This window comes from Sphingopyxis witflariensis (assembly GCF_002205635.1).
In the GTDB taxonomy this organism is placed as follows: Bacteria; Pseudomonadota; Alphaproteobacteria; order Sphingomonadales; family Sphingomonadaceae; genus Sphingopyxis; species Sphingopyxis witflariensis.
In genome coordinates, this window is the sequence record NZ_NISJ01000007.1 from 147,617 (window position 1) to 161,950 (window position 14,334).

At 64.4% G+C, this 14,334-nt stretch carries 11 protein-coding genes and 1 tRNA gene; 8 read left to right on the forward strand and 4 right to left on the reverse strand.

Annotation, left to right across the window (positions count from 1 at the left end; all coding sequences use genetic code 11):
* The first annotated feature begins 5 nt into the window (after nucleotides 1-5).
* Together tyrS and CDQ91_RS13810 are read left to right on the forward strand one after the other, a co-directional pair.
* Nucleotides 6-1,232 carry a tyrosine--tRNA ligase gene (tyrS, locus tag CDQ91_RS13805; RefSeq protein WP_088473307.1) on the forward strand — a complete coding sequence of 409 codons (1,227 nt, stop codon included), beginning with the start codon at nucleotides 6-8 and terminating at the stop codon, nucleotides 1,230-1,232.
* A gap of 74 nt (nucleotides 1,233-1,306) precedes the next feature.
* Nucleotides 1,307-1,648 carry a PilZ domain-containing protein gene (locus tag CDQ91_RS13810; protein ID WP_088473308.1) on the forward strand — a complete coding sequence of 114 codons (342 nt, stop codon included), beginning with the start codon at nucleotides 1,307-1,309 and terminating at the stop codon, nucleotides 1,646-1,648.
* Nucleotides 1,649-1,696: 48 nt separating this feature from the next.
* Here CDQ91_RS13810 and recG read toward each other — a convergent pair whose 3' ends face one another.
* Nucleotides 1,697-3,763: an ATP-dependent DNA helicase RecG gene (gene recG / locus CDQ91_RS13815; protein ID WP_088473309.1), complete on the reverse strand. Its 2,067-nt coding sequence runs from the start codon at nucleotides 3,761-3,763 to the stop codon at nucleotides 1,697-1,699.
* A gap of 81 nt (nucleotides 3,764-3,844) precedes the next feature.
* Between recG and CDQ91_RS13820 the strand changes: the two genes are divergently transcribed.
* Together CDQ91_RS13820 and mfd are read left to right on the forward strand one after the other, a co-directional pair.
* Complete coding sequence (locus tag CDQ91_RS13820) at nucleotides 3,845-4,105, forward strand: succinate dehydrogenase assembly factor 2 (protein WP_088473379.1); 261 nt, start codon at nucleotides 3,845-3,847, stop codon at nucleotides 4,103-4,105.
* Nucleotides 4,102-7,596 (forward strand): transcription-repair coupling factor, encoded by a 3,495-nt coding sequence (gene mfd / locus CDQ91_RS13825; RefSeq protein WP_088473310.1) that lies wholly within the window; start codon nucleotides 4,102-4,104, stop codon nucleotides 7,594-7,596. Before CDQ91_RS13820 ends, mfd begins: the two co-directional genes overlap by 4 nt.
* 12 nt (nucleotides 7,597-7,608) lie before the next feature.
* On the opposite strand, the gene CDQ91_RS13830 is transcribed toward mfd, so the two are convergent.
* The 3 genes from CDQ91_RS13830 to CDQ91_RS13840 form a co-directional block, all read right to left on the reverse strand.
* Nucleotides 7,609-8,766, reverse strand: a complete 1,158-nt coding sequence (locus tag CDQ91_RS13830) for a GNAT family N-acetyltransferase (RefSeq protein WP_237245988.1) — start codon at nucleotides 8,764-8,766, stop codon at nucleotides 7,609-7,611.
* Nucleotides 8,766-9,599: a cupin domain-containing protein gene (locus CDQ91_RS13835; RefSeq protein WP_088473312.1), complete on the reverse strand. Its 834-nt coding sequence runs from the start codon at nucleotides 9,597-9,599 to the stop codon at nucleotides 8,766-8,768. Before CDQ91_RS13835 ends, CDQ91_RS13830 begins: the two co-directional genes overlap by 1 nt.
* 109 nt (nucleotides 9,600-9,708) lie before the next feature.
* Entirely contained in the window at nucleotides 9,709-10,908 is a 1,200-nt protein-coding gene (locus CDQ91_RS13840; protein WP_088473313.1) for a GGDEF domain-containing phosphodiesterase, read from the reverse strand.
* A gap of 60 nt (nucleotides 10,909-10,968) precedes the next feature.
* Between CDQ91_RS13840 and moaA the strand changes: the two genes are divergently transcribed.
* From moaA to CDQ91_RS13860, 4 genes are all read left to right on the forward strand, one after another.
* Nucleotides 10,969-11,991: a GTP 3',8-cyclase MoaA gene (moaA, locus tag CDQ91_RS13845; RefSeq protein WP_088473314.1), complete on the forward strand. Its 1,023-nt coding sequence runs from the start codon at nucleotides 10,969-10,971 to the stop codon at nucleotides 11,989-11,991.
* Nucleotides 11,992-12,016: 25 nt separating this feature from the next.
* A complete protein-coding gene (locus tag CDQ91_RS13850; RefSeq protein WP_088473315.1) occupies nucleotides 12,017-12,787 on the forward strand; it encodes an NAD kinase in 771 nt (256 codons plus the stop codon).
* 61 nt (nucleotides 12,788-12,848) lie between these two features.
* Nucleotides 12,849-12,923 (forward strand) — tRNA-Asn (locus CDQ91_RS13855).
* Nucleotides 12,924-13,086: 163 nt separating this feature from the next.
* Nucleotides 13,087-14,277, forward strand: a complete 1,191-nt coding sequence (locus CDQ91_RS13860) for a tyrosine-type recombinase/integrase (protein WP_088473316.1) — start codon at nucleotides 13,087-13,089, stop codon at nucleotides 14,275-14,277.
* Nucleotides 14,278-14,334: the final 57 nt, after the last annotated feature.

Here is a 14,334-nt window from a genome sequence, read left to right on the forward strand (position 1 = left end):
CCATTATGACCAGTTACAAATCCGACCTGCTGCGCACCCTCGATACCAGGGGCTATATCCATCAGATGACCGACGCGGAAGGGCTCGATGCCCTCGCCGCGAAGCAGGTCATCCCGGCTTATATCGGTTTCGACGCAACCGCACCCAGCCTGCACGTCGGCAGCCTGGTGCAAATCATGATGCTGCGCCGTCTGCAACAGGCGGGGCACAAGCCCGTCGTCTTGATGGGTGGCGGGACGACGCGGATCGGCGACCCGACGGGCCGCGACGAAAGCCGCAAGATGCTGACCGATGAGACGATCGAACAGAATATCGCGTCGATCTTCAGCATCTTCAAACAGTTCCTGACCTTTGGCGACGGGCCGACCGACGCAATCATGGTCAACAATGCCGACTGGCTCGGCCAGCTCGGTTACATTCAGCTGCTCCAGGAAGTCGGCACCCACTTCACGATCAACCGCATGATGACCTTTGATTCGGTCAAGCTGCGGCTCGAGCGCGAACAGCCGATGACCTTCCTCGAATTCAACTACATGATCCTGCAGGGCTATGATTTCCGCCATATGGCGCAGACGATGGGTGTGCGCCTGCAAATGGGCGGATCGGACCAGTGGGGCAATATCGTCAACGGAATGGAGCTTGGCCGCCGCATGGACGGGACGGCCTTGTTTGGCCTGACGACTCCGCTGCTCACCACCGCTGCGGGGACAAAAATGGGCAAGACCGCTGCCGGCGCGGTGTGGCTTAATCCCGAACAATTGTCCCATTTTGACTATTGGCAGTTCTGGCGCAATTGCGACGACCGCGACGTTGGCCGCTTCCTGAAATTGTTCACCGACCTGCCGCTGGGCGAGATCGCACGACTCGAGGCGCTCGAGGGCGCCGAGATCAATAGCGCCAAGAAAATCCTCGCCGACGCCGCGACTGCGATGTGCCGCGGCGAAGAGGCTGCACGGATAGCTTCGGAGACCGCCGCGCAAACCTTTGAAAAGGGACAAATCGGCGGCGACCTGCCGCAAGTCGCGGCGCCCGCCGAAGGCATCGGCATCCTGAACGCGCTGCGCGAGCTTGGCTTTGCCGCGTCGAACAAGGAAGCCCGCCGCAAGCTCGACGAGGGCGCGGTGAAAGTCGATGGCGAAGTGATCCGCGATCCGCACCACCTGATCCTACCCGCCGAAACAGCGATTCCGGTTAGCCTGGGCGCGAAGAAACATGGGCTCGTGACTCGCTAACCCGTCCAAAGGCGTTTACTGATTCTTCAGAAATGGAACCGATCCTTTCGCCAAACCATTAAAGGTCCGGACCTATGCGTAAGATCGATACCAGCAAGGCCCATTATGTCGGCCTCGACCAGCGAATTGCTCCGCGCAGCGATGTTTATGCGCGCCTGCCCTTCGTCATGCCCGACGGGCAACAGGAAATGTGCACCTGCGTCAACATCAGCGCCGATGGCCTGCTGATGCGCTTCGAACGCGGGTTGGAGATCGGCGACCTGATCGTCTTCCGCATGCCGATCATCGGGCGCATCGCGGCGAAGGTCGTCTGGTCGCTCGCCGGCAAAACCGGCGTACAGTTCGAAACCTCGATCTCCGCCGAAGATTATCTGCCGATGATCCGCGCCATGGGCGGACGCGGGGATGTCAATTAAGCTAGCGCCAATATCGTCGCCCTCGCCTTCGCGGGGGCGACGCTTTGTTTACCCACTCCGCAGCAACGGCACCGCCGCATCGCGCTCGAACAGGTAAAGACACAGCCGCACCGGCTCGGCCCGCGCGCCGTCCATCCCGCCGTCGCGCTCGACAAACAGTCGCGCATCGTCATGCGCGACCGGCAGCAGCCGGACCAGCTGTTCGGGCGTCGCCAACCGATAATCGGCATCGCCCGACTGCTTGAGCCCCAGCAACTCGCCGCCGCCGCGCAGCTCCAGATCCTTCTCCGCAATCACGAAACCATCATTGGTGTCGCGCATCAGCGCCAGCCTTTCGCGCGCCGTTTCGGACAGATTCTGCGACCGCAGCAGCAGACACACCGACTTCGCCGTCCCGCGTCCGACCCGCCCGCGCAACTGATGGAGCTGCGCAAGACCGAAATTCTCGGCATGCTCGATGATCATCAGGCTGGCAGCAGGAACATCGACCCCGACCTCGATCACCGTCGTCGCGACGAGGACGCCGATCTCGCCCGCCTGAAAGCGCGCCATGACGTCGTCTTTGTCGGGTCCTTTCATCCGGCCATGCACCAACCCGACGCGATCGGCACCGAGCCGTTCGCGCAGCAACGCCGCCCGATCTTCAGCCGCCGCCAATTCGCTCGCCTCGCTTTCGGCCACCAGCGGACACACCCAATAGGCCTGCGCTCCGCCAGCCAGATGGCGTTCGAGTCCGCCTACAACCTCGTCCAGCCGATCGACCGACACGACGCGGGTATCGACGGGCGTGCGACCCGGCGGCATTTCGTCGAGCCGTGACACGTCCATCTCGCCATGATTGGCAAGCAGCAAGGTGCGCGGGATGGGGGTCGCGGTCATCACCAGCAAATGCGGCGGTCGCGCCGCCTTTTGCGTCAGCATCAACCGCTGCGCGACGCCGAAACGATGTTGTTCGTCGACGACGACCAGCGACAGGTCGCGGTAATTCACCGCATCCTGAAAGATCGCGTGGGTCCCGACAAGAATGTCGATGCTGCCGTCGGCGAGACCCATCAGCGTCGATTCGCGCGCCTTGCCTTTGTCGCGGCCGGTGAGGATCGCGATATTGACCGGCAGCCCGGCGAGCATTTTCTGCAGCGTGGCAAAATGCTGGCGCGCCAATATCTCGGTCGGCGCGAGCATGGCCGTTTGCGTCCCCGCCTCGACCGCCGCGAGCATCGCACGCAGCGCCACCAGCGTCTTGCCCGACCCGACATCACCCTGCAGCATGCGCAGCATCGGCGTTTCGCGCCCCATGTCGGCGGCAATCTCGCGCCCCACCCGTTCCTGCGCGCCGGTCAGCCCGAACGGCAGGCGCAGTGCGTCGATCAGCCGCCCGTCGCCGACCACCGCGCGCCCCTTGCGGTTGCGCAGCCCCTGACGGATCAGCATCAGTGCGACCTGGCTCGCGAAAATCTCGTCATAGGCCAGCCGGTCGCGCGCCGGGGCGTCGTGTGGGCTGGCATGCGCGCGCTCGATCGCCTCGCGCCACGCCGGCCAGCTGCGGACGCCGAGCAAGGGTGCGTCGATCCATTCGGCCAGCTCGGGGCGCCGCTCCAGCGCCACCGCCGCGAGCTGTGACAGCCGCGCATTGGTCAGCCCCTCAGTCAGCGGATAGACGGGTTCATGAATCGCGATCCCTGCCTCGTCGCCCGGCTCCGCGACATGGTCGGGATGGACGATCTGGCGCATGTCGCCATACATGTCGAGCCGCCCCGACACCCGCCGCGTCTCGCCCAGCGGAAAGAGTTTGCGCGCCAGTCCCGATGCGCGCCCGAAATAGACGAGCCGCACATGATCGCCCGCGCTGTCATACGCCTCGACGCCAAATGGTGCGCGCGGGGACCGGCCCGAACGATAATCCTGCGCAGTCAGATCGACGATGATCGCCTGCCCCACCTGCGCCTGATCGAGCCGGTCGACCGGGAATCGCGAGATGAGCCCGGTCGGCAGATGGAACAGCACATCGACGACGCGTTCCAGCCCCAGCCGCGTCAATGGCTTGGCAAGCTGCGGCCCGACACCCTTGAGGTCGGTGAGCGCGGCGAAGAGCGGATGGAGGATTTCGGGTCGCATGATTGCGGCCTGTCTAGCCTCGCCTTTGCCTCGGGGGAATGGCCGGTTGATACATCGCCCAAGAAGATTAAAAGGCCCGCCATGACCGACCGCCTCAAACGCCTGAAATTCCGCGCCTGGCACCGCGGCACGCGCGAGGCCGATTATATGATCGGCGGCTTTTTCGATCGCTATGCAGCGACATGGAGCGAGGAAGAAATCGCCTGGTACGAAATTGTGGTCGAGGAGGATGACGTCGATATCATGGCGTGGGCGCTCGGCACGGGCGAACCCCCTGCGCACCTCGCGCACCCCAAACTGATCCCCGCCATGCGCCGGCTGGACTATATCCCGCTGCCATGACGAAGCCCGCCGCCGACATTTTCGCCGCCATCGGGTCGGCATCGGCGCCGCTGACGCTGGCCCGCGCCGCCGACGGTTTTCTGCCGCTGCTGCTCGCCGACCTGGCCCGCGCGAGCGACAAGCGCCTTGTCTATGTCGCGACCGACGACAGCGCGATGCAGGCGATCGCCGATGCCGCGCCCTTCTTTGCCCCCGATCTGATCGTCCACCGCTTTCCGGCGTGGGACTGCCTGCCCTATGACCGCGCCGGCCCGTCGATGCGCGTCAGCGCCGACCGGCTCGCAACGCTGTCGGCATTGCAGAACCCGCCGAAGCGCGGCGAGCTGATCCTCACCACCGTCGCCGCGATCACTCAGCGCACCCTCACCCCGTTCCGCATCCGCCAGCTCGCGACGACGCTTGCGGCGGGACAGCGGATCGACCGCGATTCGCTCGCCGAACTGCTCGTCTCGAACGGCTTCAGCCGCGTCGACACCGTCGCCGATCAGGGCGAGTTCGCGATCCGCGGCGGCATCGTCGACCTGTTCCCCGCGGGCGAAGAAACTGGGCTGCGCGTCGATTTCTTCGGCGACGAGATTGAAAGCATCCGTCGCTTCGACCCCGCCGACCAGCGCAGCCTTGGCCCCGCCAAGGCGCTCAGCCTGCTCCCCGCCGCCGAAACGCTGCTCGACGAAGCCACGATCAAGCGCTTCCGCTCGGCCTATCGCGACCTGTTCGGCGCGCAGGCGACCGGCGATCCGCTCTATCAGGCGGTCAGCGAAGGCCGGCGTCAGGCGGGCATGGACCATTGGCTGCCGCTGTTCGAGGAACGGCTATCGACCCTGTTTGACCATATCGACCCCGCAACCCCGGTGCTGCGCGGCCACCGCACCGAGGCGAGCGCCGAGACGCGCTTCGCCGCGATCACCGATTATCACGCCAACCGCGTCGCCGCCGCACAGGAGAGCGCCGGCAGCTATCGCCCGCTCGCCCCCGACACGCTCTATCTGACCGAGAGTGAATGGACCGGCGCCACCGCGAGCCGCCCGATCCACATCATCACGCCCTTCGACGTCCCCCCCGCGCCGCAGGTGATCGACCTCGAAACCTTCGCCGCGCGCGATTTCACCCCCGAACGCGCGGCCGATGCCAATGTCTATGAGAAGGTCGCCGACCATCTCTCCGACGAGCGCCGCAAGGCGCGCCGCACGATCATCGCCAGCTACTCGGGCGGCGCGCGCGATCGCCTCTCCGGGCTGCTGCGCGAGCATGGCGTCACCTCGCTCGCGCCGGTCGACAGCTGGCAGGAAGCGCTCGGCACCGCATCGGCCGAAGCCGGCGGCGCGACCGCGATGGTCGTGCTGCCGCTCGACCATGGTTTCGCGAGCGACGCGATCAGCCTGCTCACCGAACAGGATATTCTCGGCGAACGCCTCGTCCGCCGCCAAAAGCGCCGCAAGAGCGCCGACGCCTTCCTCGCCGAACTCGCGACGCTCAGCGTCGGCGACCTCGTCGTCCATCTCGACCATGGCATCGGCCGCTATGAGGGGCTGACCTCGATCCCCGTGGGCAAGAGCCCGCACGACTGCGTCGCGCTCACCTACTCAGGCGGCGACAAGCTCTACGTTCCGGTCGAAAATCTCGACGTCCTTTCGCGCTACGGCGGCGAGAGCGACGGCGTCGGGCTCGACAAGCTCGGCGGCGAAGCATGGCAGCGCCGCAAGGCGCGGATGAAGGACCGCATCCGCGAAATCGCGGGCGAACTGCTCGCGACCGCGGCGCAGCGCGCCTTGCGCTCGGGCGAAGCGCTTGCCGCCGACGCCGCCTATCCCGCCTTCGCCGACCGCTTCCCCTATCAGGAAACCGACGATCAGGACCGCGCGATCGGCGATGTGCTTGCCGACATGGCGTCGGGCAAACCGATGGACCGGCTCGTCTGCGGCGACGTCGGCTTCGGCAAGACCGAGGTCGCGCTGCGCGCCGCTTTCGTCGCAGCGATGGCGGGGGTGCAGGTCGCGCTCGTCTGCCCGACTACCCTGCTCGCGCGCCAGCATTTCACCAATTTCGTCGAGCGTTTCAAAGGCTTTCCGATCGAAATCGGCCGCCTGTCGCGCCTCGTCCCTGCCGCCGAAGCGCAAAAGACGCGCGACGGCCTCGCAAGCGGCCATATCGACATTGTCGTCGGCACCCATGCGGTGATCGCCAAATCGGTCGAGTTCAAAAATCTCGGCCTCGTCATCGTCGACGAGGAACAGCGTTTCGGCGTCGTCCACAAGGAGCGGTTGAAACAGCTCAAAACCGACGTCCATGTGCTGACGCTCACCGCGACGCCGATCCCGCGCACGCTGCAAATGGCAATGTCGGGGCTGCGCGAACTCAGCGTCATCCAGACCCCGCCGGTCGATCGCCTCGCGGTGCGCACTTATGTCGCGCCGTGGGACGCCGTGGTGCTACGCGAAGCGTTGCTGCGCGAACATGATCGCGGCGGGCAAAGCTTCTTCGTCGTGCCACGGATCAAGGACCTGCCCGATATCGAAGAGTTCCTGCGCAACCGGGTACCCGAAATCAAATATGTCGTCGCGCATGGCCAGATGACCCCGACCGAGGTCGAGGACCGGATGAGCGCATTCTATGATCGCAAATATGACGTGCTGCTTTCGACCACGATCGTCGAAAGCGGTCTCGACATCCCAAGCGCCAACACACTGATCATCCACCGTGCCGATCGCTTCGGACTCGCCCAGTTGTACCAGCTTCGCGGCCGTGTCGGGCGAGCGAAAACGCGCGCCTATGCCTATTTGACGACCCCCGAGCATGGTGCGATCACCGACACGGCGGAAAAGCGGCTCAAGCTGCTCGGCGATCTCGACACATTGGGCGCGGGCTTCCAACTCGCGAGCCACGACCTCGACATTCGCGGTGCGGGCAATCTCGTCGGCGACGAACAATCGGGCCATATCCGCGAGGTCGGCTTCGAACTTTATCAATCGATGCTCGAGGACGCGATCCTCGTCGCCAAGGCCGAAGGCGCGGGCAAACTGCCGCCGCGCGAAGCGCTCTCGCCAACAATCACTGTCGATGCGCCGATCCTGATCCCCGAGGATTATGTCCCCGACCTGCCATTGCGCATGGCGCTCTATCGCCGCCTCAACGACGCCGAGGATCGCCCGGCGCTCGACGCCTTCGCCGCCGAAATGATCGACCGCTTCGGCCCGCTGCCGCCCGAAACCGCAAACCTTGTCCAGTTGATGGAGATCAAGGCCAATGCGAAGCTGGCCGGGATCGCCAAGCTCGACGTCGGGACCAAGGGCGCGCTGGTGTCATTCCACGACAACCAGTTCGCCAACGTCCCCGGCCTGATCGCCTATGTCGAACGACTGAAGGGCCGCGCGCGCCTGCGCCCCGACAACAAGCTGTCGGTTAGCGGCGATTGGGTCAGCACGGGTGCGCGGCTCAACGGCGCGCTGCAATTGTCGAAGGGCTTGGGGAAGCTGGCCCGGCAGGTGGGCTAAAGTCGGCCTGGTTCAAGCTGAGGTTGCGACCCGCCGCATCCCTGACCTGATCGCCGCATAGGCCGCCCGCGCGCGCATCAAGCCATCGAAGAACAAGCGGCGGCGCGGCGGCCCGATGGCGACCGCGCAATCGAAGATCGTCCGACTGCCATTCCACAGTGGCTGACCACAACCTCCGGCAGTCGGCGCGCAGGTATCGAAATGCATCGCCGGATTCTGGCCGACACTTTCGGCAACCTCACGCATCAAAAGCAGGCCGGGCGCATAGCTGCGAAACTCCTCGTCAAACGCCATCTTGAATCCGACCCCATGGTTGCCGCTGACGAACCAGCTCGACATGGCGACCGCACGTCCGCCCACCATCAGCGCCGCCAACCGAGCCTGGCCTTGATGCTGCCCCTTTGTGATGACTTCGCGGAACAGGCCTTCGGTTTCCGGGGCACAGGCCAGCGCACTGCCCTCCCGCCCCTTCCAGCCCAACTTTTCGAGCGCGAGAAACCCGTCGATCCAACCCGCCGGGTCGGCACCTATATCCAGCATCTCCACCGAAACGGGCCCATGGTCACGCTCCAGCCGCCGACGCAGGCCGCGCAAGCGCGCCAGCTTCTTGCCATCCGGCGCAGCGTCGCTACCCGATATATGCGCCGGTCGGTCGAACCGGCCGAACATACGAAACCCCCGCCCGCTGGTCTTGCAATGCGCGATGAGCGCCGCGCAGACCGGATCGTCGCGCGCGAACTTCCGGCAATGGATCAGCATCTCCCCGCCCAGACGGCTATCGAGATGGCAAAACAGCGCGCTCCAGAAGTGCGAAGCAGCATCGGGTCGCACGAGGGGGAAGCCAAGAAACTGGTTGGTCGCCGACCATGTCTGCCAATTGGCCGCCGGCCAGCGCCCGAAGCGCGATTCGCGCGCCAACGGCAGGACACCATGCCACGCCCCGTCGTCGCCGGACACAATCGCCAGCCGGATGTCGCGCGCCGACGCCGCATGGCGCAAGGCCACGTCCATGAACCAATGCTGCGCAAAGATATTCGCCGCACCGGCCGCGGTCGACAGATCGGCCCATCGCTTATGATCTGTGGCGGTCAGATCGGCATGTCGCCGCATCTGCACGCCAAGCCTGCCCGGTTTGCGGGCATCTTTGGTACGAACAATGGCTTGATGCATCACAGCAACCGCGCCCGACGCGCGGCACGACAGCCGAAGGCTCGCCAAACGGACTTTTTCGGCCAGGCAGGAATGTCGGCCGACAGGCCGAAACGGCGCAGCACAGGGTTGACCGTCAAAGCGTCGCCGGCGGCGAGGCTCCAGTCATTCTGCCATGTCATCGACAAGGAGATCGACGGCATCGGCCCCGCCCGCACCCAATGCGGCGAAGCATGGGGAACATAGAGCGCGTCGCCGGGCGCCAGCGGATGCACCGTTCCAAGTGCTTCGAAATCATCCTGCCAGGGCAGCATATTCTCGCCCGCGCGGTGATAGGCTTCGCGCCGGTCGCGCGACAGAAAGGGCGGTTCGGGCGGATAGGTGACGAAATCCTTGTCCCCTGCGATCTGGAACAGGATGTTATATTCGGCGTCGAAATGAAAAGGCGTCAGCGTCCCCGGCGCGGAGATGAAGATAAACCCCTTCAGCGATTGTGACAGCCCGGTCAGCGGGGTGATCGCCGGATCAATTTCAGCCATCAGGCTTTGCAGCAGCCCCTGATAGCGCGGCAATTGTTCGACAAAACGCAGCATGACCCAGTTGCCGCTGGTTTCGATCGAAGGGATGATATCGGCGATATCGCCGCCGCCCGGCGTATCCATGGCGAAATCGCCGCCATGCGCCGCATCCGCGACGCGCCGCTCGACATGCTGTTCGGGCAGGTCGCGCGCTGCCTGGGCCAGCGCGGACAGCGACAACAGCGGATGATGTGCGAGTTCGTGCCGCAATATGGCTGGCGACAGGGGATAGGCATTGGAAAAGCCTCCCAAACTGGATGGTACCAGAAATGTCATAACCGGTTTTGAAAACCTCCGCCGCTTCCTCTCGGGCTAGCGGCGAAGGCTAAAAAACCGGTTAATTCTCTCTATTTCCATGCCCTTATCGTCCCGTACCGGAACACCGTCAGGCGGCAAGCAGGTCGGGAAGCTGATCCCATGGCACCGGACCCGACCGCAAAAATCCCTGCCAGCTCGCAACTCCAAGTTCTTTCAATCGCGCGAGCTGCTTCTCATTCTCGACTCCTTCGGCCACCACCAACAGCCCCAGCGCACGCGCTAGGTCGACGATGGCGCGCACGACGATGCGGTCGCGGTCGCTGCCATCGATCGTACGGGTGAAGCCGCTGTCGATCTTCAGATAGTCGATCGGCAGCCGCGCGAGCAGCGACAGGCTGGAATAGCCGGTGCCGAAATCGTCGATCGCAACCGCACAGCCAAATGACCGTATCTGCGCGAGTTGATCGGCGGCGCTCGCCGGATCGCTGAGCATCGCCTGTTCGGTGAGCTCGAGCGTCAGCCGGTCGGGATCGACTCCCGCAGCCTTTGTCATCGCGGCAAAACGCCCGGCAAATTCGGGATCGCCGAGGTCTGCGGCGGTAATGTTGAGCGATACGCGCAGTCCACCCAGCGATTTCGGCCAGTTCGCGATTTCAGCCAGCGCAACGCGGTGTGCATGTTCGGTCAGTTCGCGCTCGAGCCGCGCCGCGCGCGCCGCAGTGACGAGCGCCCCGGCGCCAAGCAGCCCCAATTCGGGGTGCTGCCAGCGTAGCAACGCTTCGACCCCCATCATTTCTCCGGTGCCGACATCATATTGCGGCTGATAAAAAATGATGACTTCATCTTGCGACAGCGCGGCATGGACCATCGCCCCATCGCGCGCCGATGCCGGGCGCCCCAGCTGATCGCTCGCGCTGCGCAATTGCTCGCCGACAGGCTCGTCGCGCGTGATCATCGCCGCCGCGATGCGGATCGCAAGGCGCCCATTGGGGTCGCCGACCATCGGCTCGGCGAGCGCGACGTGGAGCGCCCGCTCCTGCGCGCGCAACGCGCCAAGCGACAGCGGCACGGCGGGAATGATCAGGAAACGCGGACCGTCGAGCCGCTCGACGCGCGAGCCCCGGCCGAATTCATCGCCTGCGAAACTCTCAAGGCGCCGCCCCATCTCATCAAGCACCGCGTCACCCGCCGCGGTTCCGGCGCTGTTGTTGATACGCGCCATCTGGTCGACCTGAACCAGTATCACACCAACGTCGGCATCATGCTTCACCTGCAACAGTTCAAGGGTGCGAACGCAGGCGGCAAAGGATTCGGGAACGCGATTCATCGCCGCTTCCTAACAGGCTTTGCTTGCCAAGCGCTTGCCTTTTGCATCACAATATCGGCGATGGCGGAAATTTCCTCCTCTCCGCGCGCCGCCGCGGCAAATCTGGTCGACGGCCATGGCCGCCGGATCGACTATCTGCGCCTGTCGGTCACCGACCGCTGCGACCTGCGCTGCCGCTATTGCATGGCAGAGGATATGGTCTTTCTCCCCAAATCGCAGGTGCTGAGCATCGAGGAAATGGCCGAACTTGCCGAGCGTTTCGTCGCGCGCGGTATTCGCCGTATCCGCCTGACCGGCGGCGAACCGCTGGTACGGCGCGGGATCGACACGCTGGCCATGCGGCTCGGCGCGCTGATTGGCCATGGCATCGACGAACTGACGCTGACCACCAACGCGATGCGGCTGGCCGAACACGCCCCGATGCTGGCGGCGGCGGGGGTGCGGCGCATCAACGTCAGCCTCGACACGCTCGACCCTGCCGCCTTTCGCCACATCACCCGCGTCGGCGACTTGGGCGTCGCGCTGCGCGGTATCGCGGCGGCGCGGGATACCGGACTACAGGTCAAGATCAACATGGTTGCGCTCGCCGGGCTCAACGAAGACCAACTCTTGCCGATGCTCGCCTATTGCGCCGCAAACGGCTGCGACCTCACACTCATCGAAACGATGCCCCTCGGCGAAGTAACCGACGACCGCAGCGACCATTATATCCCGCTCCATCATTTCATCGCGCCGTTACGTGCAGAACGACCTATCTATCCGGTCGATCAGAAAACCGGCGGGCCGGCGCGCTATTTCGCAGTCGAGGACAGCCCGGTAACGCTGGGCCTGATAACCCCTTTGAGCGACAATTTCTGTTCGACCTGCAACCGCATCCGCCTGACGGTCGAGGGCCGCATCTATATGTGCTTGGGGCAGGACGACCATGTTGACCTGCGCGCCGCGCTGCGTGAGGGTGGTGCCGCAGCCGCAGATAGCTTGATCGACGCCGCACTCGCTGGCAAACCTCGCGCGCATGACTTTCATATCGAACGAAAGTCGGGACCGGCGGTCGCGCGTCATATGAGTGCAACGGGCGGCTAGGATAGCCACCCCAAGGGGAATCAAAATGTATCGCAAGATCGCGCTCGTCGCATCGAACGCGCCAGCGGCCATGGAGGCGGAGGCCGAACTGCGTCCCCTTTATGACTTCGTCGATCTGCGCGAGGCCGATTTGCTGATCGCGCTCGGCGGCGACGGCTTCCTGCTCCACATGCTGCACCAGTTGCTCGACGAGCGGCGCTCGCTGCCCGTTTTCGGGATGAACCGCGGCACCATAGGCTTTTTGATGAATGAATTTCGTGTCGAGGGGCTGATCGACCGAATCGCGAAAGCACGGCCGTTCCTGATCCACCCGCTTTCGGGCGACATCACAACGATCAACGGCGAACGCCACATTCTGCCCGCGATCAACGAAATTTCGTTGCTCCGCGAAACGCGCCAGGCGGCAAAGCTGGAGGTGTTGATCAACGAACGCATGATGCTGGAGGAGCTTGCGTGCGACGGAGTGCTCGTATCGACGCCGGCGGGTTCGACCGCCTATAATCTGTCCGCTAACGGCCCGATTCTGCCACTCACGTCGGAAATGCTCGCACTGACGCCGATCAGCCCCTTTCGCCCGCGGCGCTGGCGCGGCGCGCTGGTCCCCGAATCGACGAGCATCCGCTTCAACGTCCGCGAGGCCGCGAAACGCCCGGTCAGCGCGGTCGCCGACCAGCGCGAAATCCGCGATGTGAAGACGGTTTTGGTCACCAGCGACCGCAGCCGACCGCTGACTTTGCTCTTCGATCCCGACCAGGGGCTCGACGAGCGCATCGCGATGGAACAATTTATCGTTTGAGGTCTTGCAAAATGATTCAAGCGGCGGCAAAGGGACCGCCTTGTCTGCTTCGGCAGACCGCTCCTCGGTAGCTCAGTGGTAGAGCAATCGACTGTTAATCGATCGGTCGTAGGTTCGAATCCTACCCGGGGAGCCATTTCTTCATTCGCTGCTGTTCGCAAGCGACCACCCATCACCCAAAATCACTAGAGAAACTGCGGCGGACCCGTTCGCTTGTGTTCGTTGCCATTCGCTCCCTTTCGCGCTAATGGTGGGGGACAAAACGGCGGAACAGTTCAAACTCGAACTTTGAGGTGGGAATGGGCAGTCTTACACAGGCGCATATCCGGGCTGCGCTAGCGAAGCCCGGAAAGCACCACGACGGCGACGGACTCCTGCTTTTCGTTCGCGAAACGGGGCAAGCGAGCTGGGTCGCCCGGGTTCAGCACGACGGAAAGCGACGCGAGTTCGGTCTTGGAAGCCTGCGCGCGGTGACGCTCGGCGCGGCGCGCGAGAAGGCGGCTTTGGTGAAAGCCGCACTGGTCGCCGGTCGCGACCCGCATCTGGCGTTGCAGCCTCCAAAGGAACTGACCCGCACCTTCCGCGACGCGGCGCTGGGCTTTCTGGAAGCAAAGGCGGCGGACGCCAAAATTTCGGATGCCAAACGGCGGCAGCAGCTATCGCAGCTCAAAACCTATGCCTTTCCTGCCCTTGGCAAATTGCAGGTGCAAAGCATCGATGCCGACGCCATCGCCGCCTGCCTTCGCCCGATCTGGACGCGCAAGCCGGAAACGGGACGCAAGGTCCGCAGTCTGATTATCCGCACCCTGCGATTTGCCCGGCCGGATGGCGCACTGTTCATCGGGACACTTGGCCCGGCTATCGCCGACCGCTTGCCCGCCCAGCCCAAGCGGGGGAATTTCGAGGCGATGCCCTATGGCGACCTGCCCGCCTTCATGGCGCGGCTGGCCGACAAGGGCGGCATGGGGGCGCTGGCGTTGCGCGTCCTGATCCTGACCGCCGCGCGCAGCGGTGAGATTCGGGGCGCAACGTGGAGCGAGATTGATCTGGACACCGCCGTGTGGACCGTCCCGGCCGAGCGCATGAAGGCACGGCGGGCGCATCGCGTTCCCCTATCGCTCCCCGCCGTCGCCCTTTTCCGTGAGGCCGCTTCGATCCGGCGCGCTGGGACCGATCTGATTTTTCCAGCCATAAGCGGCAAGACGCTTAGCGACATGACGCTGACCAAGGCGCTGCGCGATATGCACGCTCCCTGCACCGTGCATGGCTTTCGCTCAACCTTTCGCGACTGGGCAGCGGAACAGACCAGCCTGCCGGGCGAAATCGCCGAAGCCGCGCTGGCGCATACCGTGCCCAATGCGGTCGAAGCCGCCTACCGCCGGACCGATTTTTTCGACAAGCGCCGCGAATTGATGGATGGTTGGGCCGGATTTGCTGCTGGTGCCGGTGATGGGAATGTGGTGCCCATTGCTGCCGGGACGCGAAAATAACGAACTACGAAGCTCGCGGCTTGCGGGAGATGCTGCGCTTCACGCCCGGCTAGACCG

Excerpts from the sequence above, each read along its gene's own strand:
- CDQ91_RS13810 (WP_088473308.1), top strand. The coding sequence starts at position 1,307 with ATGCGTAAGATCGATACCAGCAAGGCCCATTATGTCGGCCTCGACCAG.
- recG (WP_088473309.1), bottom strand. The coding sequence starts at position 3,763 with ATGCGACCCGAAATCCTCCATCCGCTCTTCGCCGCGCTCACCGACCTC.
- CDQ91_RS13820 (WP_088473379.1), top strand. The coding sequence starts at position 3,845 with ATGACCGACCGCCTCAAACGCCTGAAATTCCGCGCCTGGCACCGCGGC.
- moaA (WP_088473314.1), top strand. The coding sequence starts at position 10,969 with ATGGCGGAAATTTCCTCCTCTCCGCGCGCCGCCGCGGCAAATCTGGTC.
- CDQ91_RS13835 (WP_088473312.1), bottom strand. The coding sequence starts at position 9,599 with ATGACATTTCTGGTACCATCCAGTTTGGGAGGCTTTTCCAATGCCTAT.
- CDQ91_RS13860 (WP_088473316.1), top strand. The coding sequence starts at position 13,087 with ATGGGCAGTCTTACACAGGCGCATATCCGGGCTGCGCTAGCGAAGCCC.
- CDQ91_RS13850 (WP_088473315.1), top strand. The coding sequence starts at position 12,017 with ATGTATCGCAAGATCGCGCTCGTCGCATCGAACGCGCCAGCGGCCATG.
- mfd (WP_088473310.1), top strand. The coding sequence starts at position 4,102 with ATGACGAAGCCCGCCGCCGACATTTTCGCCGCCATCGGGTCGGCATCG.
- tyrS (WP_088473307.1), top strand. The coding sequence starts at position 6 with ATGACCAGTTACAAATCCGACCTGCTGCGCACCCTCGATACCAGGGGC.
- CDQ91_RS13840 (WP_088473313.1), bottom strand. The coding sequence starts at position 10,908 with ATGAATCGCGTTCCCGAATCCTTTGCCGCCTGCGTTCGCACCCTTGAA.
- CDQ91_RS13830 (WP_237245988.1), bottom strand. The coding sequence starts at position 8,766 with ATGCATCAAGCCATTGTTCGTACCAAAGATGCCCGCAAACCGGGCAGG.